17 protein-coding genes are annotated in these 23,386 nt (G+C 42.3%); 9 read left to right on the top strand and 8 right to left on the bottom strand.

The features are described from left to right. Nucleotides 1-156: 156 nt before the first annotated feature. Entirely contained in the window at nt 157-726 is a 570-nt protein-coding gene (locus tag K9M07_03970) for a VTT domain-containing protein (protein MCF7852384.1), read from the bottom strand. A gap of 250 nt (nt 727-976) precedes the next feature. On the opposite strand from K9M07_03970, the gene K9M07_03965 reads away from it, so the two are divergent. Genes K9M07_03965 through K9M07_03955 form a run of 3 tightly spaced genes read left to right on the top strand, consistent with a single transcriptional unit; the run spans nt 977 to nt 6,670 of the window. Further along, a complete protein-coding gene (locus K9M07_03965) occupies nt 977-2,149 on the top strand; it encodes an efflux RND transporter periplasmic adaptor subunit (GenBank protein MCF7852383.1) in 1,173 nt (390 codons plus the stop codon). After that, nucleotides 2,149-5,268 carry a multidrug efflux RND transporter permease subunit gene (locus K9M07_03960; protein ID MCF7852382.1) on the top strand — a complete coding sequence of 1,040 codons (3,120 nt, stop codon included), beginning with the start codon at nt 2,149-2,151 and terminating at the stop codon, nt 5,266-5,268. Before K9M07_03965 ends, K9M07_03960 begins: the two co-directional genes overlap by 1 nt. Beyond that, nucleotides 5,255-6,670 carry an efflux transporter outer membrane subunit gene (locus tag K9M07_03955; protein MCF7852381.1) on the top strand — a complete coding sequence of 472 codons (1,416 nt, stop codon included), beginning with the start codon at nt 5,255-5,257 and terminating at the stop codon, nt 6,668-6,670. Before K9M07_03960 ends, K9M07_03955 begins: the two co-directional genes overlap by 14 nt. Here K9M07_03955 and K9M07_03950 read toward each other — a convergent pair. Next, nucleotides 6,667-7,302, bottom strand: coding sequence for a hypothetical protein (locus tag K9M07_03950; GenBank protein MCF7852380.1), 636 nt, complete (start codon nt 7,300-7,302; stop codon nt 6,667-6,669). The two genes, K9M07_03955 and K9M07_03950, sit on opposite strands and share 4 nt — an antisense overlap. A gap of 112 nt (nt 7,303-7,414) precedes the next feature. Continuing rightward, nucleotides 7,415-8,728: a PhoH family protein gene (locus K9M07_03945; protein MCF7852379.1), complete on the bottom strand. Its 1,314-nt coding sequence runs from the start codon at nt 8,726-8,728 to the stop codon at nt 7,415-7,417. A gap of 340 nt (nt 8,729-9,068) precedes the next feature. On the opposite strand from K9M07_03945, the gene K9M07_03940 reads away from it, so the two are divergent. Next, on the top strand, nt 9,069-9,785 hold the full coding sequence (locus K9M07_03940; protein ID MCF7852378.1) for a hypothetical protein: 717 nt from the start codon (nt 9,069-9,071) through the stop codon (nt 9,783-9,785). Nucleotides 9,786-9,803: 18 nt separating this feature from the next. Here K9M07_03940 and K9M07_03935 read toward each other — a convergent pair whose 3' ends face one another. Then, on the bottom strand, nt 9,804-10,394 hold the full coding sequence (locus K9M07_03935; GenBank protein ID MCF7852377.1) for a hypothetical protein: 591 nt from the start codon (nt 10,392-10,394) through the stop codon (nt 9,804-9,806). Nucleotides 10,395-10,901: 507 nt separating this feature from the next. Here K9M07_03935 and K9M07_03930 point away from each other — a divergent pair. After that, a complete protein-coding gene (locus tag K9M07_03930; GenBank protein MCF7852376.1) occupies nt 10,902-12,125 on the top strand; it encodes an SH3 domain-containing protein in 1,224 nt (407 codons plus the stop codon). A 58-nt stretch (nt 12,126-12,183) separates the two neighbouring features. Continuing rightward, nucleotides 12,184-12,966 (top strand): ferritin-like domain-containing protein, encoded by a 783-nt coding sequence (locus tag K9M07_03925; protein ID MCF7852375.1) that lies wholly within the window; start codon nt 12,184-12,186, stop codon nt 12,964-12,966. Here the strand turns inward: K9M07_03925 and K9M07_03920 are convergent. The 3 genes from K9M07_03920 to rmuC form a co-directional block, all read right to left on the bottom strand. After that, nucleotides 12,950-14,002 (bottom strand): nucleotidyl transferase AbiEii/AbiGii toxin family protein, encoded by a 1,053-nt coding sequence (locus K9M07_03920; GenBank protein MCF7852374.1) that lies wholly within the window; start codon nt 14,000-14,002, stop codon nt 12,950-12,952. The genes K9M07_03925 and K9M07_03920 overlap by 17 nt on opposite strands. 1 nt (nt 14,003) lies before the next feature. Then, nucleotides 14,004-14,627 carry a type IV toxin-antitoxin system AbiEi family antitoxin domain-containing protein gene (locus K9M07_03915; protein MCF7852373.1) on the bottom strand — a complete coding sequence of 208 codons (624 nt, stop codon included), beginning with the start codon at nt 14,625-14,627 and terminating at the stop codon, nt 14,004-14,006. Nucleotides 14,628-14,792: 165 nt separating this feature from the next. Beyond that, entirely contained in the window at nt 14,793-16,109 is a 1,317-nt protein-coding gene (gene rmuC, locus K9M07_03910) for a DNA recombination protein RmuC (GenBank protein MCF7852372.1), read from the bottom strand. A 20-nt stretch (nt 16,110-16,129) separates the two neighbouring features. Between rmuC and lexA the strand changes: the two genes are divergently transcribed. Both lexA and K9M07_03900 read left to right on the top strand, forming a co-directional pair. After that, nucleotides 16,130-16,741 carry a transcriptional repressor LexA gene (lexA, locus tag K9M07_03905; GenBank protein MCF7852371.1) on the top strand — a complete coding sequence of 204 codons (612 nt, stop codon included), beginning with the start codon at nt 16,130-16,132 and terminating at the stop codon, nt 16,739-16,741. 57 nt (nt 16,742-16,798) lie between these two features. Next, on the top strand, nt 16,799-17,887 hold the full coding sequence (locus tag K9M07_03900; GenBank protein ID MCF7852370.1) for an aminoglycoside phosphotransferase family protein: 1,089 nt from the start codon (nt 16,799-16,801) through the stop codon (nt 17,885-17,887). Here the strand turns inward: K9M07_03900 and K9M07_03895 are convergent, their stop codons facing one another. Beyond that, entirely contained in the window at nt 17,888-18,724 is an 837-nt protein-coding gene (locus K9M07_03895) for a phosphatidylcholine/phosphatidylserine synthase (GenBank protein MCF7852369.1), read from the bottom strand. Between the two features lie 302 nt (nt 18,725-19,026). Here K9M07_03895 and K9M07_03890 point away from each other — a divergent pair, with 302 nt between their 5' ends. Further along, nucleotides 19,027-23,385 (top strand): ribonucleoside-diphosphate reductase subunit alpha, encoded by a 4,359-nt coding sequence (locus K9M07_03890; GenBank protein MCF7852368.1) that lies wholly within the window; start codon nt 19,027-19,029, stop codon nt 23,383-23,385. Nucleotide 23,386 lies beyond the last annotated feature (1 nt).

Here is a 23,386-nt window from a genome sequence, read left to right as displayed (position 1 = left end):
TGGTGGAAATCAGAGCTAGCAGAAGCAATGATCAATCTCAGAATACTAAGAGCAAACGGAGACTGGGATGAATTTTGGAAAGAGGAAACCCCTCAAAGCGTGGCCGCCTAAATATGAGTACAATTTTTAGTTACACCCTTTTATACCGGGAGTGATTCAAGAGCGGTATAATTTTTTGATGAGAATCGGGAGCAAAACAAAAAGCGCTAGACCAATTAAAGCTAACTTGACATGCAAGTTAAAGAGCGTATTGAAAGACAAGCTTTGATGAATATCTAAAATAGATCCCATCGCAGCTCCGATTTGCGTATAGATAAACATAATCGGAATGATTCCAAAAAATGTCGTCCATATAAACCGCCAAAAAGGAACTCGAAGAAGGGCTGCCGCTAAGTTGACCAATGCTAAGGGAAAAATAGGAATCAGCCTTAAAAACAAAAGATAACTGGGGCCATTATTCTCTATTTCTTTTTCAATACGAATGAGTTTTGATCCCCACCTCTTACTTAGAAAATCACCCAAACTTGTCCGTGCAACCCAAAAAAAGATGATCGATCCCATTGTTGCGCTGCAGACGGCATAGATCAAACTGAGAGGTTGAAAAAACAAAAATCCCCCTAAAATAGATAGAAAAACACCAAGTGGAATGGCAAGTGAAACCATCACGATAAAGCTGATAATATATAAAAATGAAGTCCAAAACCAATGATCTGAGACAAATGTCATAAAACCGGAATAGTGGCGTTTGATCTCCGCGTAGATGAAATACTGTGACAGGCCCAAAAGGTAAAAGATCAAGATTAAAGCCAGGATGATTAATATTTTGTAATATCTTTTAAATGAAATCATTAAAACCAGCGTTAATAAAAATCGTTTATTTAACAATTAATATTTAAGGCGTTTTAAAACAATTGTTTATTTAATAATAAAGTGCTATTTCATCGTTTTTGGAATTCGAGTGAGGGTGTGCACAGAGATGAAAAACCTTAAATTATTCATTATATGCTTGTTATCGATTTACTTCACCGCCTGTCATAAAAAACAACAACCTCAAAAATTTGAGGTCCCCATCTCAGCCATGAAAGTAGTTGCCCAAACCATCCCCGCAGATTTTGAATTTGTCGGGGTTGCTAAAAGCTCCCATATCGTTGAACTGCGCGCGCGCGTTGAAGGCTATCTCGAACAAATCTCCTATGAAGAGGGAGGACTTGTCCAAGCCAATGATTTGATGTTTGTCGTAGATCCCAGACCCTTTATCGCAGCTGTAGAAGAGGCTAAAGGCCAACTCGCTTACCAAGAAGCTCTACTTTGGAATACTCAGCAAAGTAAAAACCGGATGATTCCTCTTTATGAGCAAAATGCCGTGAGTCAAAAAGATCTCGATGATGCCATTGCATCAGAAAAAGAAGCTGAAGCAAGTGTCCTATCCGCTCAAGCGAATTTATTGAAAGCCAATCTCAATCTCAGCTTTGCATCGATCCGAGCTCCGGTGACAGCCATGGCATCTCAAGCTAAATTCCGAGAAGGCGCTTTGATTGCTCCCGGTCCCGATAGCCTTCTGACCACTCTATATGTGATCGATCCCATATGGGTTAACTTTGCAGTATCCGAAGGCGACATTCTAAAAGCAAGAGAAGAAATGCTCAAAAAACGCCTCAAATATCCCGAAGGAATGAACTTTAAAATTGAAATTATGATGGCAGATAATTCCATTTTGCCTGCCGAAGGGAAAATTGACTTCACCGATCCTGCTCTGCAACAAAGTACGGGAACAATGCTCGTTCGATCTATTTTACCCAATCCTAAGGGATGGCTCAAGCCCGGGCAATTTGTCAGAGTGATTGTCAAAGGAGCAACGCGGCCCAATGCCATTATCGTCCCTCAATCGGCAGTCCAACAAGGGCAAAAAGGCGTTTTTGTCTATGTCATCGATAAAAATAATCAAGCACAAATCCGCCCCGTTTCAGCAGGAGATTGGTATAAAAACTATTGGATTATCAACGAGGGACTTCAAAACGGCGATATCGTCGTTGGTCAGGGTGTGAATAAAGTTCAAAATGGCACACCTGTTAAAATTGTTCAGTGGATGCCCTCCTCTCCCTCAAATGAACAATCCCCCCCATCATCACTAGGTAACTTTGTCCAATGATTTCTAAGTTTTTTATCCATCACCCTATTTTTGCCAGTGTGATTTCCATTATCATCACACTTGCAGGTCTTGCTGCGATGAATTCTTTACCCATTGAACAGTACCCCAATATCACCCCTCCTTTGATCCAAGTGACCGCAACCTATAATGGAGCCAATGCCCAAACGATGGCTGACGATGTGGCTTCCCCGTTGGAGCAGCAAATTCTCGGTGCTGAAAATATGCTCTATATGTATTCGCAAAACGCATCGACCGGAAATATGACGCTCGACATCTATTTTGCTCTAGGCAGTAACGCCGATATGGATCAGGTCAATGTCCAAAATCTTGTCAATCAAGCAATTTCTCAATTGCCTGAAAGCGTTCAGAAGCAGGGAATCGATATCAATAAACAGACGCCGAATATCTTAATTATTGTCGCACTGCAATCGCCTGACGGTCGCTATAGTCAAGAATTTGTGAGCAATTATGCGAGCATTAATGTCGTTAATTCTCTTGAGCTCCTTCCCGGGATTAGTAATATTACAATCATTGGTGAGCGCGACTATTCGATGCGAATTTGGCTGCGCCCCGATTTGATGGCGCAGCTTGGGATTACAACTAATGATGTCTACAATTGCGTTCAGGAACAAAATAATGACTTTGGCATTGGTCAGCTCGGTCAAGCCCCTAACCCTCATCCCGTGACTCTCACGGTCCCAATGTCAACAAAGGGAAGACTGTCAACGCCTGAAGATTTTGAAAATATTATCATCCGCGCCGATTTAAGCGGCGCTATGGTTCTTCTCAAAGACATTGCCACAGTGGATTTGGGCGCTCAAGATTATACCGTAGACGGATCTATTGACGGCAAATCAACCATACTGCTCGCTATCTATCAAGAATATGGGGCCAATGCCATTGATGTTGCCAATTCCATTCGGCAAGCCATGGAAAAAATGTCTGAGGGTTTTCCCGTAGGACTGACTTATAACATCCCCTATGACACAACACTATTTATCAAAGGATCCATCGTTGAAGTTGTTCGCACGATGCTTGAAGCCGCCATCCTCGTCGTCCTCGTCGTCTTTCTCTTTTTACAAACGATTCGAGCCACTTTAATTCCCGTTGTGGCTCTTATCGTATCTATTGTAGGAACTTTTGCCGGCATGTATGCCCTCGGATTCTCAATTAATACACTGACCCTTTTTGGAATGGTCCTCGCGATTGGAATTGTTGTCGATGACGCTATCGTTGTTGTTGAAAATGTTGAGCGCAATCTCCACACCTTTAATTTAAAACCCAAAGAAGCAGCGACTAAGGCGATGAAAGAGGTGACGGGCCCCATCATTGCCATTGTCTTTGTTCTTTGCGCCGTATTTATTCCCATCGCCTTCTTAGGGGGAATTGCAGGACAGCTCTATAAGCAATTTGCGATGACCATCGCCATCTCTGTTGTTTTTTCCGGGCTTGTCGCTCTCACCTTTAGCCCGGCTCTTGCTTCGATTGTATTACAAAAAAAACAAAAAGAGCGAAAATGGGCCCAAATTTTTAATACCGGATTACAAAAAGTAACCAATGGTTATTTAAAAATTGCCTCTTTTTTTCTCCATCACCGCACCATTAGCCTCGGTGTTTTTGCCGCAATTTTGGGAGGGCTCTTTTTCTTATTTAAAATCACTCCCACCAGTTTCGTTCCCAATGAAGACCAGGGGTATATCATTTCGATTGCCTATCTTCCCGATGCGGCAAGCCTTGATCGTACGATCAATGTCGATGATCAAATTAAAGATATTGCACTGAAACATCCGGGCGTGGATAAAGTGATTTCACTCACCGGATTTAGTATTATAGAAAGCTTGGATAGAACGACCATCGGAACGAATTTCATCATGTTAAAAGATTGGAGTGAGCGCAAAGCAAAAAACTTGCATGCCGATGCCATCATCCGCGATTTGCAAAAGGAGTTTTTTGCTATTCAGGATGCACAGGTTTTAGTGACAAACCCACCTGCGATTCCCGGAATCGGAACGGTTGGCGGCTTTGAGTTTTGGATTGAAAATCGGGGTGATGGCGGCAATGAAGCCTTAAAAATGGCCACGATGCAATTCATTGAAGCGGCAAAAAAACGCCCCGAACTCTCGCCCCTGCATACCACGGCCCAATTTGATAATTTACAATTCTACGTCGATCTCGATCGGTATAAAACACGCGCTCTAGGTGTGAGTGTTTCAGATGTCTTTCAAGCCCTGCAAACGCTTCTCGGATCGGTCTATGTCAATAATTTTAACAAATTCGGTCGCGTCTATCAGGTGATTATCCAGGCGCAACCCGAATTTAGAGAACGACTTGACAATCTCGGCGATATGTATGTGCGATCGAGTTATAACGAAATGGTTCCCCTTAAATCACTCCTTACGATTTATCCCAAAAACGGTCCCAATTTAGTCAGCCGCTTTAATGATTATCCGGCAGCGGAAATAATTGGAGGAGCAGCTCCCGGCTATACCTCCGGACAAGCCATTCAAGCAATGCAGGAGCTCGCCAAAGAAGCCCTTCCCCCCGACATGAACTTTGGGTGGAGCGGTGAAGCTTACCAAGAACTATCAACGGGAGGAACCTCTTCTCTTGTATTGATTGCAGGGCTTATCATGGTTTTTCTCATCTTAGCGGCTCTATATGAAAAATGGTCCCTTCCACTTGCAATTATTATGGCAGTCCCCTTTGGAGCACTTGGGGCTTTTATCGCTATTTGGATTAAGGGAATGCCAAATGATGTTTATTTCCAAATCGGACTTGTCACGCTCATTGCCTTATCAGCCAAAAATGCTATTTTAATTGTCGAATTTGCCGTGATTAAGCACAAGGAGGAGGGGTTATCGATTATTGATGCGGCTCTAGAAGCGGCTAGCTTGCGTTTCCGAGCGATTATTATGACGTCGCTCACCTTTATTTTAGGTGTTACTCCTCTCATTACAAGTTCAGGAGCGGGGGCAGCCTCACGCCATTCCGTCGGAACGGGAGTCTTTGGAGGCATGATCGCAGCGACAATTTTAGCCCTCTTTTTCGTCCCTTTCTTCTTTACACTCCTATATCGAGATTCCAAGAAAAAAGAAGAGGATCCCCATGAAAAAGATTAGTTTCCTCATACTGCTGCTTCTTTTCACCTCATGTTCTTTTAAACCTAAATATGAACGCCCCGAAATGGCCATCCCCTCTCAATGGCGCACTCCTTCCGATATCGCCCCTCAAGACTCGAATGTTGCTTGGTGGAAAGAACTCAATGATCCCATGCTCGATCGCTATATTGAAGAAGCGCTCGCCTACAACCAAAATATTAAACAAGCTGTTGCCGTCGTTGATGAATACATCGCCCGCCTTGGCATTGTCCGCTCTCAACTCTATCCCCAAATTCAAGGTCAAGCGGGAGCCATGCGCGAAAAAATGTCGGAAACGCTCATTTCACTTCCCTTTGGCATTACACCGATTAGTAATGTTTTTGATCTGATCCTCAACGCGAGTTATGAAGTCGACATTTGGGGGAAAATCCGGAATGCTAGTGATGCCGCTCAGTCACAACTTCTCGCATCCATTGAAAATCGGCGCACCGTAGTCCTTTCCATTGTCAGTGCAGTGGCTGCTGCCTACATCGATCTTTGCAGCTTGGATATGCAGCTCAATATCTCCAAGCAAACTAAAACTTCTCGCGAAGAATCTTACTACCTCGCTATTGTCCGCTTTGAACTTGGCCTCACTTCAAAAATTCAAGTTCAGCAGGCCCTCTCAGAAGTCGAATCAGCTGATGCGGCCATTATCGATCTTGAAAGAGAAATCGCCCTTAAAGAAGACCTCCTATCGATATTGCTCGGTAAACCACCTCAAAGCATTGAACGGGGCAAAGTTCTCTCTCAACTCGCGATGCCAATTAAAATCCCCACCTATCTCCCCTTTGACATTATGAGTCAACGTCCTGACGTCATTGCAGCGGAACAAAGCCTTATGGCCGCTAACGCCAATATCGGTGTCGCCAAAGCGCGCTTTTTCCCCGATCTCTCTTTAGCCGGAGCCTTTGGAACAGAGACTTCTGCTCTGGATAGTCTCTTCAAAGGTCCTTCGAGTGTTTGGCAATATGGAGCGACCCTCCTTCAAGAGATCTTCACCGGGGGGCGCTTAACAAGTGGGCTTCGCCTTTCTAGAGCACAAAAAATGCAGATGCTCCATAATTATGAGGAAACCATTTTAAATGCATTTAAAGAAGTCAATGATGCGTTGATTGCTCATGAGAAATCACTTGAGCTTGTCGATGTCCAGCGCGATCGCACCTTCACTCTTGCAGAATACTACCGCCTAGCTAACCTGCGCTATCAAGATGGTCAAACCGATTATCTCACATTCCTCGATGCGGAAAGGCAATACTTTAATGCTGAAATCGACTATGCTAAATCACTTGGCAACAGTTTTCTCACCCTTGTTGATGTCTATAAAAGTCTTGGCGGGGGATGGGTTATTCATGCCGATCAGGAAATGCTTAATGGTCTTTAATGCGGTGTTTCTAGGTATTTCATTAAAGAGCACAACAACATCGCCTGAACAAGAACATCGACCTTCTCAATCGATTTAACCGTTTTAGAATACGTATGTGCAATTGAGCCCCAGTTGCCCTTTTCGCGTGTCCATTCGTGTTCAACTTTTTTGTGTTTTAAAGATCCGGCTTCGAATTCATATTTATCCTGAGTCAGTTGGATTGTATAGCTCTCTTCAAGATTGCTTTTATCAAGCCACTCAAGGATGAGCGTATCTAAGTTATCAGGATACCGTATCGTTTTTGAAAAGGTTCTGTCTTTGAGCTTAAATTCTAAGTGACTTCCACTGCCAATCCCCTCACTGACTAAAGTCTCTTTTATTTTTTCCTTTGCAAAAAGCGTTAATGAATTCATCCATAATGGGCGATTTGTCTGAGCAGTGAATACTCCGGCTTCTTCCCATGATGCGCGATCTACCACCCAAACAAATGAAGTTTCCAGACGAGTACACATTGTGGGAATAAAACCAATGAATGTCGATACGACATTATATAAGCTTATGCCACCTTGAATGAGCTTAGTTAAATCGCTCATCAGACGGATTGGTTCTTCATATGTTTTGAGAAGTTGGTTAAATGCCTGCACGCTCATATAACACCGCTTTTTTTCTAATTAAAGCGAAATTATACCAAATTTTACATAAAAATTAAATCATTAAAACTTTGTTTATTATTAATTTAATTATAAATATAAACTTTAATTTTCACAGTATTTGGGCGGCTAAAGCAGCAAGCTGAGATCTCTCCGTTCTTTCAAGATACATATGACCGAAGATCGATTGCCCTTTAAAACGGTCAACGATATAGGTCAACGCATTGGAATCCTTATCGAGATACGGGTTATCAATCTGCGTTGGATCCCCTGTTAAAATAATTTTTGTCCCATGCCCCGCTCGTGAGATCACCGTCTTGACCTCATGCGGCGTTAGGTTTTGCGCCTCATCGATGATAATATACATTTTAGAGAGAGAGCGCCCTCTAATATAGGTAACGGCCTCCATCTCAATTTTATTACTCTCTAAGATCCAGTTCTTTGTTTCCTGACCGATATCTTCTCCTCCCGAGGTCTCCTCACAGAGAAATTTCAGGTTATCAAAGATCGGCTGCATCCAGTGATAAAGCTTTTCCTCTTTACTTCCGGGGAGATAGCCAATGTCCTTTCCAAGGGGCATAATAGGGCGAGAAATCAGCATACGCGAGTAAACGCTCTCATCGAAAATCTTTCTCATTCCACAGGCAAGCGCTAGAAGGGTTTTTCCCGTACCGGCCTGGCCAATCAGAGTGACGAGTTTGATCTCATCGCGCATTAAAAGATCAAGAGCACAGCGCTGCTCCGTATTGAGGGGTTTAATCCCCCAAATATCCCGAGTTAAGGGCTCAACCATTTTAAAGAGATTTGTCTTTTTATCGAATTTTGCGATTAGAGACGTCTCTTCTCCCGATTTCACATGGCAAAATTCATTGGGATAAAAGGGGCGATCTAAGGGGAGATCAATTTTCCCTTCGACATAGAACTTATTGACAGATTCTTTATCTAACTCCCTCTCTATCATGCCTTTATACACATTTTCAAGGGGGTTTTTAAGTGATTCATAATCTTGAGCTTCGATCCCAATAGCTTGGGCCTTGACACGTACAACAAAATCTTTCGAGACAATCACAACATCTTCCCCGTTTTCAAGGAGATGATGGGCTATAAGTAAAACTTTATTTTTACTGCGGTCTAAAGTCAGAGGAAAGGCTTTCTTCTCTCCATTTGTCGTATCGACCACGATACGAAGGGCAATATCATTACCGAGCTTAATACCAACTTTTAAATCGGCTCCTTTAATGATTCCATCTATATATCGAATAACGTGTCTTGCATTTTTTCCCAGTTCATCGCTGTAATGTTTCATTTTATCAAGTTCTTCAAGAACAATGAGGGGGATCACAACATCATTTCCCTCAAACTGCTCGATAGCTTCCGGATCATGAAGCAATACATTGGTATCTAAGATATAGGTTTTTCTTGGCATTTAGCCCTCTTTTTTCATTTTTAAATAATTAATTATTAATGAATTAAAGTGAAAAACTCCTCCTTCCATTTTTCCTATCTGATTTCACCATAGGAGTTTGCATAAAAAACCGCCACAGATTTGCTTTTCTTTTCGCGAAACAATATTTAATCGATTGATTGTAAGCATCTTATGAAATTAAATTTAAGAATGGTGGGGTTGGATACAAAGAAGTTCAAAATTTGCAGACAAATAGCATGAGTGCTAAATATGTTGACAAAGGAACGGGTATGGATTAAAATATTGGTATCAATCAAAAATGCTACCTTCTTGGTAGTCATATATTAATGTCGAGGCAGTTATGAAAATTAATAGCAAATTCTTGAGCCTACCCCCTCATATATCCACTTCTTGGAAAAACATCACTTCTATCCAATTGATCAATGAGCATGGTCTTTCCGTCCTTGCTATCATTTTGATGGATGGCCACATCATTAAAATTCCGGGCCTTCCTAAAGAAATCGTTGAGCAAGTATTCATTGCCCATTCTGAATTTCTCGAGATGGCAAATGAACAAGAACCTGCCCTATCATCGAATAATGACCATGTTGACTTTCAAAAAGTTGCGATGAATATGGGAGTGCCTATGCAGTTTAGTTTAGATGGCTTCCAAGGATTTGGAGCGATGCAGCATAACCCGGAGCAAGCAAACCTTCCCTCTCTGCCACCTGAAATTCTCACCAAAATTGCCTCAGTTGCTAAGGCATTGGGAATGGAAGAAGCGGGAGTCAGTATTCCCGATGCGCAACCTCATTGCAATTGTACTTACTGCCAAATTGCTCGTGCAATGAAAGGCGAGCAGCCTACCGAGGAAAAGGCCTTAGATATTGACGAACCCGTTGATGATATTGAACTCTCTTTTAGGGAATTTGATATCGAGCAAACCGGAGATAATCTCTATACCGTGACAAACCCCCTTGATCAATCCGAGCACTTTCAGGTCTTTTTAGGAGAGCCAATCGGATGCACCTGCGGTAAGAAAAACTGCGAACACATCAAAGCGGTTTTAAATTCCTAAAAGAAGAATTGGTTTTTTCTAAAAAGTGCGCCCTATAATGAGCTGAAAGGCCGGTAAGGGCGTTTTTATTTCCCAGTTGACTTGACTCGTCCGATAAACAACGGGAATCTCAAAACTCACTTGATAAAATTTTCTCTCCTCCCAATTAAGAGGAATTTCTCTTCCAAAAACCACATTCAATCCGATAGATTCTCTTCTCAACCCTTTGATTGTCATCGAGTGAGAATAAGCAACGCCCTCTCCAATATAAAACTGTTTGCGATCCATCGAAGGCGATAAATAGTGGAGCAGGCTTGCCTTCAATCCAATTTGCGCATTGAGAATGATCAGTAAGTTGTCAAATGATCCCTGAAGATCAAATCCCTTCGCCCCCGATTGCGTGCGGAAGCCAACGCCCATACTATAATTGGGAATTCCCGAATCGACAGATGTACCAACACCTTTATCGGAATAAAAAAATTGACGCGAGATCTCTTCAATGGGAACATCGCGATAAGCCCTTGACTTCGTTGCAAAGTCTTTTTCAACTTCTTTTGAATAACTTTCTTCTGCAACAAGTGGAAAGCCCAAGCTCATCAATAAACAGAGTATTTTTCTTGTATCCATCATTTTTTTGCGTAAAGGATTTTATACCGGGATTTTTTAATCATTCTCGGTATATATACCGCTCATCATTCAAGAGTTGTTTTTTTTGTCGCCGGCATCCCCGCTTGGTCGATTTACCTCACCTCTGCCTATTGTCAATAGCGCGTCGGTTCGGTAAAGGGCCTTCGGCCCGATCGACCATCGGTGCGCCGACTTCTAAAAATTCCAACTCTTGAATCACTCCCGGTATATTTAATCTTTTTAGAGATTAATTGTTAATTTTATATATTATCTCGACTTTGTACATTTTTCGGACACGAATTTTGCAAGATTTTGATATACAATCGGTTACCAATTCCTGCAATCGGCTTGAACACTCCATTACAGGAATTGGTAACCGATTGTATGTCAAAAGATTGTGAAAATTGCGCCGAAAAATGTACAAAGTCGAGATTATACTGGTGAAAAAAAAACTGAATTTCTAGAATGACAAAGATAGTGCACCCAAAAGCCTTAAGAGGAGTTGTGAACATGTCCGAAATCAAAGCATTATGCCTAATAGCCATTGGCGCCATGGCGCCTATTCTTTGCTCCGCTGACGAGCCCTATAAATCTACACTTTCAAAAGAAGAAGCTTTCCAATTATCATCCCTAAGCAATGCTCAGACCGGGCGCAAAGCACACCTGCCCTCTAATAAAACCGGCTTTAAAACATTTACCGGCCGGATTCTTGGCGGTCAAGTGAGAGTGCGCGCTCAACCCGATGTCGATTCTCCCATTGTTAAAGAACTTAGCAAAGATGAACTCGTCGTTGTACTCGGTGAATCCAATGATTTTTACGCCATTGCACCTCCCAAAGATTTCAAGGCCTATATTTTTAGAAGTTTTGTCTTAGATAACACAGTCGAGGGCAATCGAGTCAATGTACGACTTTCTCCCAATTTAGAAGCTCCCGTCATCGGTCATCTCAATACCGGAGATCGCATTCAAGGCTCTGTGGCACCTCAAAACTCAAAATGGCTTGAGATTGCCGCTCCTGAAAATGCCCGTTTTTATATCGCAAAAGAATTCATCGAATATGCCGGTGGACCAGATATGAAAGAAGTCAAAGAACACCGTCTTAAAGATGTGCACCAGCAAATTGAAGTGGCTTTCAATTTAAGCGATACCGAAATGAGAAAATCATACGAAAGTATCGACTTTGATCGCGTCTTGCAAAAGCTCAAAAGCATCGCTAATGATTATCAAGACTTTCCCGAAGAAATACAAAAAGTACAATCTAAACTCTTCTCTGTTCAAGAAGCTTATTTACAGAAAAAGCTTCAATATTTAGAGAAAAAAGCGGAAATGATCGAAGAGAAAGTCATATCAGAGGCAACTGTCGTAGCACAAGTTCCTCAAGAGAGTGTACAATCAAAACCCAGCGATAAAATGAAAATGTGGGAGCCTATTGAGCAAGCTATGTTTGCCTCATGGAAATCGATGCATCACGCTAAGACGATGGATGATTTTTATGCTGAGCAAAAAACAAAAGGCACTGTTATCTCCGGCATTGTACGTGAATTTTCCGACAATGTGAGAAATAAACCCGGTAGCCACTGCATTACATCAAGAGATATTCCCCAAGGCTATCTCTATAGCACTCACATTAACCTCGATGCTTATGTCGGTAAAAAAGTCAATTTAGTCGTTTCGTCAAGACCCAATAACAATTTTGCTTTCCCCGCTTATTACGTCTTCGAAGTCACGCATTGATTTCAACTCACATTTTATGCCAAAATAAAGCCCATCATCATTTTGATGGGCTTTTTTTATGGAACTTCGCGACTGGGCAACCCGGATTTTATCAGCTGATACGCTTGAGGAAAAATTATTCACCCCCGATCATTTAACCGATCACGCCCCCGGCGCCCCCGTCTTTTGGGATACACCGACTCGGCCTGCCGGGATGCAATTTTCTAAACACGGCAAAGAAGATAAATTACCTACATTTAAAGACCATTATGATCCAAATTCTAGAGCCAGATGCCTTCATCGCTTTGGAGGACATGAACTTCTCGCCGTTGAGATCATGGCATACGCCCTTCTTGCATTCCCGGACACACCGACCTATTTTCGCAAGGGAGTTGCAAATACATTGAGAGAAGAACAACAGCATGTTCGCCTTTATATGGCTGAAATGCAACGCCTCAATGTCACTTTTGGCGATCTCCCTCTTTATAAGCACTTTTGGAAACAAGTCCCCTATCTCAAATCCCCCATTCAATATATAAGCGTGATGGCGCTCACCTTTGAAATGGCCAATCTCGACTTTGCCCCTCTTTATCGCGACTCCTTTCGACGGCACGGCGATGAATCGTGCGCTCAACTTATGGAGCAAATCATCCGCGATGAAATTTCCCACGTCTCCTTTGGCATGCATTGTTTTAATAGGCTAAAACCCCACTCAGAACAATCCGACTTCAACCTCTACAAAGAGGCGCTCCCCCCGATCCTATCCCCTAAAAGAGCGAAAGGCTTTGTTTTTCAATCCGATCTTAGAAAAAAGGCCCACATTCCCGATGAGTGGATCTCCTCTCTCAAAGACTTCCACTAGTTAGTGTTTCTTCCAGAGAAAGCAAAGGTGTTGTGAAATTGATGCGATGTTCTAGTTCAGACAAGGTTCTCAGTATATCATCAAAATTTGCCGGCTCAGTAATATACATGTCGCGCATCAGCTGGTAATCACGTCGCAAGTCAGGCAGCCTTTCAGCTCTAGGAACAAGATGAAAAGTACCGGTTTTAGCTTCAGTGTAGTTTGCCCATGAGTCACGAAAGAATAAATTTTTCCATGAAACGACTCTATCTCGGAGATTACGGCAATCAATAACCTTGCTTACTTCTGGATGATTTGCTAGTGCTGCGGTATCAGCATAATGACGAGAGAATCTATCTCGCATTGGTTTATTAAGTGGTCGATGATATTCTGCATGTAGAATCGTAGCCTTTTCCCAGAAAGTTCGCTCAATCTCTAGAGCTATGACTTCGCATTGCCAATCAGGAAAGGCTGTAGGAAAAACCTCGGCAATCCAAGGTCGTATTATATGGCGCCCAGTTGGTTTCTGGTCAGTTAGGGAGCCGAACTCAAGTTTTACAGAACGTTTGATATAGGAAAATCCAGTTGGTAGTGATGATGGATAGTGAAGAAGAATTACCGGTGACTTGGTTTGGGGGTCTTTCAGAAATTCGAATATTATCTGTTCATTTTCCCCTAATACTCCCAATGTCGAAGCTTCCAACATCGACATAATCTGAGTTTGAACAGCTATTTCAGATACTCCTTCAGCTTTTTTCCACCATTTATCAGCTTGACTGCGATTTGTAGCGCTTTCAGGAAGTCCAAGAAAGGAAGGGGACAACGAAAGGTCGATATCCTCAGAAAATCGATTGATTGCACCAAATATTTTTGATAGGGAAGTACCTCCTTTGAATACAAGATTGTGAGCAAACTCCGACTCGAATAGAATACTGAGTAACCAGCATACGAAGAAATCTTTTTCCATGATTACAGGGGATATGTTTTTTTTAATGGCGGCTTGTTCAATATATAGACGTCTTTCATCAGAAGGTAGTTTTAAAAAGTCAAATTTCACTTCAAGTCTCCTCTGCTAATTCCTTGAAAATAGAATGCATCCATTCCGGCGTAAATCGAATATCCTTGAGCAATCCTTGCCGTGCGTTCAGTGGTATAGTCTGCTTTAAATGTTCAATTCGTTCTGGGGTGATATTTTCTTTACCTAATTCACGAAGTGCTTGCACCAAAAGTCCACTGAGCCGTCCTGCCATCGCCATATTTTTAGGCGTTGTTCGTCGTAGCTGAATGGTTGTCGTGCCTATTTTTACCATTCGACTTGGTCCATCTGTCAGAAATACAACTTTAGCAGGAACTTGTTCAGATAGTCCCAGTATGTTTGCTGCATAAGCACCTGTTGGTTGAATACGTGTGCAGTCCCTACCAACCAAGGCTTCTGCTATTGCTTCCGGAGATGGTTGAAGTTTTCCAAGCTTAGGGTGTTCTTTAGGAAAATCATATATTCCCCTTGCAAGGCGGCGAATGATGCCTTTTTGAACGAGTCGATGTAGAACAGTATCGACAGTTTGCCGACTACCAAGGCTCAAAAAGTCCGTTGGAACAAATACGGCACCATGCCCAAGAGTGTTTATTGCATTGAGTATTTGATGATCAATGCTATTAGATTTCTTTTGTTTACTTTTCATGTAAGAAATATTGGCATACTTTTCTTACAAACACAAGGGTGTTTTCCTAAAAATAAATGGCCTAGATATGTAACATGTTGATAATCAAACTGCAACTTATTGTATATGTAAGAAATATTGGCTTGTTTTTCTTACATAATTAAGTAGTCATTGGCCATCACATCGTTAGCTGTGTGAGCTCCCCGCTTGATCAGGAAGATTGCAGCTTGGCCCCCGCTTGATCTCTTCACTTGATGGATTGGTTGGGATAAGAGAACGGGGGATCATTTCGATAAATTCAGGGGATTCGAGCTCAAGCTCATGTGCACCGGCGCCCAGTTCTTTAAGTTTGCGCGCGCTCACAAGTACCCTTGTTTCAAAAGATCCTACTGTTTTATTAAATGATTCGGTAGCGAGCTTTAAATTGCGCCCGAGCTGCCCCATATGGCGATTCATATCGTGTAGCCGTTTATAGAGTTCATGCCCGAGTTTGGAGACTTGTTCGGCATTTTTAGAAATCTGATCCTGTTTCCAGCCAAATGCCACGGCTTTGAGAAGCCCGATGAGTGTTGATGGTGTTGCTAAAATAACCCCTTTATCCGCCCCCAGCTCTAATAATGAGGGATCCGTTGAGAGCGCCGCCGTATAAAATGACTCGTTAGGTAAAAAGAGAACGACAAATTCGGGGCTTTGATCAAAGTGTTTAAAATAGGTTTTCTTTGACAAGGAGAGGATGTGCATACGCAATTGTCTCGCATGAAGTTTTAGTTTTTCTTCCCTCACATCTTCATTTTCGGCTTGGCTTGCCTCTAGAAAGGCATCAAAAGGAGCTTTGGCATCAATCGCAATCGATGTGCCTCCGGGCATTTGGACAATCATATCAGGACGTTGCTTCTCATCCTCTTCTCCAAATGTCTTTTGTTCCATAAAATCGCAATGATCGAGCATTCCCGCAAGCTCGACAATGCGCTTGAGCTGAACTTCACCCCATTTTCCGCGGACGTTAGGTGCTTTTAAAACGCGGATCAATCCCGATGTCTCTTCTTTAAGCTTGGCTTCCGATTCAGTTAGCGACTTAATTTGTTGCATCAACGCTGAGTTTTCCTCATGCCTCTCTTTTTGAATTTTATGGAGCTGCTCATCGAGTTTAGCAAGGGATTCTTTCACGGGATTGACAATGTGCTTAATCGACTCTTCTTTTTTAGAAAGGCTTCCTTCACTTTTTTCATGCAGCTGCTCAAAAGATTTCTTTGCCAAATCGAGAAAGGATTGATTATTTTGCTTAAGCGCTTCGTATGAGAGCGATTGAAATGCCTCTTTAAATTCCCTTTCGCTTTTCTGATAGAGTTGTTTTTCCTTTTCATAAGCTGCCTCTTTCTCTTTGAGAATCACTTCAAGGCGCATATTATCAAGTCTGAGCTGAATCGCGTTTTTATTGGCTCTGTAATACAAACATGCTATAACAATGGCAATAATAGAAAAAAATGCTGCGAAATAGATCATTTTAAATCCTAGAGATTATCATGAAAGGAATGACTCAAAAGCAAAAAGAACTGCTTCATTTTATTCGCGAGTTTATCGCAACGCATGATTATTCACCAAGTTTAGATGAGATCAAAGTGCATTTTGGCTATCGCTCTCTTGCTACCGTACACCAGCATCTCACCTCCCTTAAAAAAAAGGGGCTGATTACTGCACGAAAAAATTGCGCCAGATCGCTAAACCTCATTGAAAAAGCTTCAGAACTTGCTCAGATTCCCATTGTCGGAACCCTTGTCTCCTCTCATCCTATTGAGTTTTTCCCCTCAATTGAGCATACCTATTCCATTCCTAAGTCACAAGTTCCGACTCCCCATCAAAGTTATATTTTACAAGTGCGGGGGGATAGCTTAATTCATGAACATATTCAAAATTTAGATTTACTCCTTATTGAAGCCTCTTCCTCTCTCAAATCTAAAGAAATCGGTCTTTTTACCCTCTCAAGCGGCTCTACCCTACTTAGGCGTTATTTCCCTGAAGACTCATTTATCCGCTTAGAGCCTCTCTGCTTTACCTCTTACACCCCGACTGAGATCTTTAGACCCCATGAGATCAAAATCCAGGGTAAACTTATTTCTTTAATCAGAAACTATTGATTCTATTTCTATATATAATAAAACTAGTGTATAATTTGTTCATTAATTTGGTTTTATATGAATAAATTAATAAACTTTATTTTACTTTTTTTTACTTCTTTTGCCGCTGCCGATTCCATTGATGACTTTGTCGAAATGACTCTAGGACAACGCTGCGAAATCATTCCCAAAGAGGCTATTGATCAAGAACCCGATATGATCGAAGATGGAATGCTCGCTCGGATTTACTTTGTCAAAAATGGATATGAAAATATTGCTGTTGTGAAAGTATTTCCTAAGGAGATCGGAGCGCAAAGAGACTATATTCGCGAGCGCAAAGCCTATGAATCTCTCATGTTTCAGCAAAGCGCTAATCTCAACCCCCCTCATCTCATGGCCGCAGGAGAAGATGAAGAGCACACTTACCTCATCATGGAAATGGCAAAAGGGAAAAGTCTGAATAAATGGCTCCGAGCAGCGGGTCAGAGTTACTTGAAGCGCAAACAAAAGATACTCTATGCACTTGAGGCAATTGAAGAGTCAAGTCGGTATCTGCGCGCATTTCATGAGCGCACTCGTCATCTTCCCCTCAAACAAGACCCTTATAGTTTAAAGTGGGCCAACGGGCGCTTTGAATGGCTTATTGATCACTGCGAAAAAAATACCGTGCAGGGAATTGACCTCGTTACATTGAAATCTCTACATCAAGAGATGCAAAAAAAAATCACCGAACAATCGCTGACTCTAGGTCAAACCCATGGAGATCTGCATCCGGGGAATGTCTTTTATGACCCTATGGAACATCGAGTCACATTTATCGACTTTACCCGTCTTTCTTACCCGCTCCAAACATATACCGGCGAGCCTATTGCGCGCGATGCGATGCAATACCTCATGACACTCCAAGCTTGCGCCAAGGGATATGGATGGACTCAAGAAGAAATTCAATTGATTGAAGATGCCTTTTTTAAAGGCTATGGCCAAGATTCGATCCGGCCGATTGAACTCAACTATTATAAACTGATCGAAGCTATTGAAATTATCGACACATTTGATGCGGACGCCTACGATGTAAAAGCCTCATCTGATCTTCTCAAAGCCCAATTTGAGAAAATGTACGCCTTTTCTAAAGCCGTAGTCATCGATGAAATCAATCGATATATTTAATTATTTCCTTCCTGAACCGAAGAGTTTACGCGCTTTGATAAAGCGGGTAATCGATAAACACAGACCTACAATGAGATAAAGAAAAGAAACGCAAACAAGCATGATCGGAAGATAGTAAAGAACCCCATAAAGAAGAAAAATAGCCGCAATCACTGTCAAAAACATGACAAAAAAAGAGGGAACGCCAATATGGAGCGATTTGAGTGAAGGAAATTTCCATCGGCAAATCATCAAATAGCCAATGAGCACCATCCAACACCCAATGATGATGGTGCGTGTTCTCACATCAAAAGCAAAGAACTCACGGCTAAAGGGCGAATTCAAAAAGAATAAAACCGAAACCGAACACATCGCCGCCGCCGGAATAGGTAGCCCGATAAAGCTTTTTTTAAGAGCCACTTCCTCTTGTTTTGATTTCTTTTTCCCCATTGATAGGACATTGAATCGGACAAGTCTGAGCACACCACACATAGAAAAAATCATCGCACAGATAATCGAAAAGAAAACAAATTCCCCCTCTTCGGCAAACGTCTTCACACTTTTTAAGAAAAGGACAGAAGGGACGACACCAAAGGTGATAGCATCGGCAAGGGTATCGAACATAAATCCAAATTCACTCTCCGCTTTCATTGCGCGGGCAATGGTTCCATCGAGAAAATCGGCAAATGCAGCGAGGATCAGAATGAGAACAGAAGCGTTCAGCAGCTCATATAAGCGGCTATTTGCATCGGTCATGATTGTTTTAAAGATAATAAATAAACCACAGGCAAGTCCAAATGCCGTAATAAAATTCGGGACTAAATTGACTTGGCGAATCACTGGAAGTTTACGGTTCATTCGGATATACTCATCGATACATTACTTGCTCTAGAGTATAGCAACTCGAAAAATTTCCTGCTTTGAAAATCGAGAGATCAGATCAAAATTGCCCGTAAAAATTTTATCGCATTCTAATTGCTTCAGGCTTTGGCTTTTGAAAATAGCAAAATAAAACTTGAAGATTTTTTTGTAGACAATATCCACCTGATCACAATATATAGTATGCTTATGTTCCACGTGGCACAACATGTAGTAACCTCTACAATTGTATGCAATAAGAAATCAATGGTTTATTAACAGTTAAAAGGAATGAGACACCGATGCATAAAATAACCAAAACTAATGAACAAAATCAGGAAAATACAAAATGTGAAATTCTTTCTGAAGTGAGTGAAGCGGTTAAACAGACGAATATTGAAAAACTCATCCAAAATGCAACTGTTGTCAAACGCAACGGTCGGATTGTCCCCTTTCATAAAGAGCGCATTCAAAATGCTATCGAAGCCGCTTTTCGAGATGTGAAAAGCATTCCAAAACCCACTCCCCTTGATGATGACCTTATCTCTGCCATTGAAGAGATGACAAATAGCGTTGTAACTCAGGCTCTCACTCTAGGTGATAAAGGGATCTCTTTAACCGTTGAGGGCATTCAGGATTTGGTTGAAATCACACTGATGAAAAATGGTTTTCACGATGTAGCCAAAGGCTATATCATCTACCGAGACAAGCAAAAAGAAGCGCGCGAAGATTCGATCGAAAATATTAAAATTTACCGCATTGATGATATTCAAGTGCGCTTTAATCCCATGAAGTTTTCAGGATCTATTGAACATCTTTTCCGCCGGTTTCACGGCATCGAAGGTGAAACGCCCGACGAGATCATTGAAACTGTCAATAATATGACAAAAATACTAATTGATGAAATCTATTCCCTTTCTCAAATCAAACAACTCCACGTTTCAGATATTCAAGATCTCACTGAAAAATTCCTGATGAAAGAGGGCTTCTTCGAAATCGCCAAAGAATATATTTTGCAACGCGTTGGCAAATTAGAAGAAATGAAGGAGAGAAAACGACAGTCGGCAACTAAAGACGAAAAGACATTTGAGTACATCACGCATGATGCTAAAACAAAAATAATGACCCGTTCAAGACTGCTCAAAAAAGCAAAACATGCCTGCCATAGCCTTGATAACACCAATGCTGAAGAGCTCCTTGACGAGGCGATTAAAAATTTTTATAAAGGCATTAAAGAAGAAGAAATTGACCGCGCGATGATCATGGCTGCACGCGCTAAAATCGAGCGCGAACCGGAATATACAAAAGTGGCATCGCGGCTCCTGCTTGATGTCATTTACCGCGAGAGCATGCAAGTCTCCTTTCTCGATCCCGATCTTAAACAACTCCATAAGAAGTATTTTACCCGTTATTTGAAAAAAGGAATTTCTGTTGGACGTGTTTCCGAAAAACTCCTTGATTTTGATTTGGAAGCCATTGCAAGTGCTCTTGATATTGAGCGCGATGATCTCTTTTCTTATCTCGGCCTTCAAACACTCTATGATCGTTATTTCCTTCATCACCTTGAAACAAGAATTGAAACACCCCAAATCTTTTGGATGCGCGTTTCGATGGGACTTGCGATTGAAGAAGCCGATAAAACGCAAAAAGCGATTGAGTTTTACAACACGCTCTCCCGTTTTCACTACACTTCGGCGACTCCAACGCTCTTTAATGCGGGAACACCCCACTCTCAGCTCAGCTCATGCTATTTGCTCACTGTGATGGATGATCTTCACCATATTTTCAAAACGGTTTCCGATGATGCACAGCTCTCAAAATGGGCCGGCGGAATCGGCAATGACTGGACCAATGTGAGGGCAACCGGCTCTCGTATTCACGGCACGAATGGCAAAAGCCAGGGCGTCATTCCTTTCCTCAAAGTGGCGAATGATACGGCCGTCGCGGTCAACCAATGTTTTAATCCCGATACGAGAATCTTTACCAACCAGGGAGTGAAGCCCATCGCCAATGTTGCTATTGGAGATCTCGTTCTTGGTATTAGCGGGACATACCGCGAGGTAACTGATCGCTTTGTTTACAATCAAAAAGATCCAATGATTGCGATTAATATCAAACATTCACTTGAACCCATTCACGTGACAACAGCTCATCCCTTCTATGCAATGCAAGGGGTCCCAAAAGAACAGGCCGTTTCTCGCACTCATGCGTGGATTGAAAAGGGAAAAGTATCCCCAACTTGGGTCGAAGCAGCTCAATTAAAAGTAGGGGATTACATCGCTCAAGCTATCCCAAAAGAAGTTGTTGTTGTTCCTGAACTCACTGAAGATGACGCTCGCCTCTACGGTATTTTACTCGGTGACGGCCACTTGTCTAAAAGCGGATCCCAGTGGGGCGTTTCAGGTAACCCTAAAAGTGATGCCCATCTAGACTTTATCAGAGAATATCTCACTCAGCATGGCATTCACTTCTGGGAAACGGCGCGAGGTGATTCTTATATTCAAATCCATTGGGCTGCAGGCCGTGGTGTTGTCAGAGATGCAACATCAGGTCAATTTGTATCGTCAGGGGCCCCAACACTTCCCTTTGAACACGCTGATCTCTATGATAATGAGGGCAACAAATATATTGCCCCTCGATTTGCACACTTACCAAAACAACAACTACTGGCTCTACTTCAAGGTCTAATAGAAACGGATGGCAATGTCTCACGCGGTAAAGAGATCACTTTCTGCAATACGTCTTTGCATCTCATCGAAGGTGTCCGTTATCAATGTTTAAGACTCGGCATTCCCACTGCAGGCAATCGAAGAGAGCGCTCTTATGACCATGAAGCCCGTCGGTCCGATGCTTCTACAACGACATTTAAGGGGAGCACAATCTCTTATGACTTGCGTATCCCTGCCGTTGCATCTCTTGCAGAAAAAGTAGGCTGTCAACCTGTGACTAAACAAAATTGGCTTTCAACTCCGGGATTCGTCTGGAGTCGAATCACTTCAGTTGAAGATCAAGAAAAAACAGCTGTCGTTTGTGACCTCGTCGTTGAGGGTGATGAGTCTTACATGACCACAGCAGGCCTTGCTCATAATGGCGGAAAACGAAAAGGAGCGATGTGCGCTTATCTCGAGACGTGGCACCTCGATATTGAAGACTTCCTCGAGCTGCGTAAAAATACGGGAGATGAGAGACGCCGCACACACGATATGAATACGGCCAACTGGATCCCCGATCTCTTTATGAAGCGCGTTCAAGAGAATGGATCGTGGACGCTCTTTAGCCCGAGCAATGTTCCCGACCTTCACAGTCTTTATGGTGAAGCGTTTGAAAAGCGCTATCTCGAGTACGAAGCGCAAGTCGAAAGCGGTGAGCTAAAACTCTTTAAAAAAGTAGAAGCTGTCGCACTATGGCGAAAAATGCTCAGCATGCTCTTCGAAACAGGTCATCCTTGGATCACATTTAAAGATGCCGCTAATGTACGCTCCCCTCAAGATCATATGGGGGTAATCAACAGCTCTAACTTATGTACTGAGATTTTTCTTAACACATCCGAAACGGAAACGGCCGTCTGCAATCTCGGCTCAATTAACCTAGTTGAGCATGTGACAAAAGAGGGTATCGATGAAAAAAAACTCGCTTCAACCGTTGAAGTGGCTATTCGTATGCTCGATAATGTGATCGACATTAACTTTTATCCCACACAAGAAGCGCGCAATGCCAACGTAAAACACCGCCCCATCGGCCTTGGAATTATGGGCTTCCAAGATGCCCTTTGCATGCGCAAAATCTCTTATGCTAGCCACGAGGCCATTAATTTTGCAGATGAGATCATGGAGCTAATCGCTTATTATGCGATCCTCGCTTCAACAAAGCTCGCTAAAGAAAGAGGAACTTACTCTTCTTATAAAGGATCCAAATGGGATCGGGGCATTCTGCCGATCGATACACTGGATCTTCTCGAAAAAGAGCGCGGCACGCCCATCGATGTCGAGCGCACGATGCGCAAAGACTGGACAAAGGTGCGAGAAGCCGTCAAAAAGTATGGTATGCGCAATAGCAATACCATGGCTATTGCCCCTACTGCAACAATTGCCAACATCATTGGAGTCTCTCCATCGATTGAACCAAACTATAAAAACCTCTATGTGAAGTCAAATCTCTCAGGAGAGTTTACCATTTCAAATCGCTATCTCGTTGATGATTTAAAAGAGATTGGTCTTTGGAATGATGAAATGCTCGACGACCTCAAATACTATGACGGATCGCTTAGCGAAATCCCCCATATTCCTCAAGATATTAAGATGAAATATCTCACGGCATTTGAAATTGATCCCGATTGGATTATCAAATGCGCAGGCCGCCGCCAAAAATGGATTGATATGGGACAATCCCTTAACTTATACCTCTCAGAACCAAGCGGTAAAAAAATGCATGAGATGTATTTCCTCGCTTGGAAAAATGGCCTTAAATCCACCTATTATCTCCGCGCGCTCGCTGCAACGCAAATTGAGAAATCATCGGTGGATATTAATAAGAGAGGTCTTCAACCCCGCTGGATGAAAAATTCTTCAGCTTCGAGCAATATCAAAGTCGATCGATCAACTCCTAAAATGAGCGAAGGCGCCGTCTGCTCGATGGAAGAGGGATGCGAGAGTTGCCAATAAT

The organism is Simkaniaceae bacterium (genome assembly GCA_021734805.1).
Lineage (GTDB): Bacteria > Chlamydiota > Chlamydiia > Chlamydiales > JACRBE01 > Amphritriteisimkania.
Note: the sequence above shows the minus strand (reverse complement) of the source record. Positions and strands in the feature narration are given on the sequence as shown.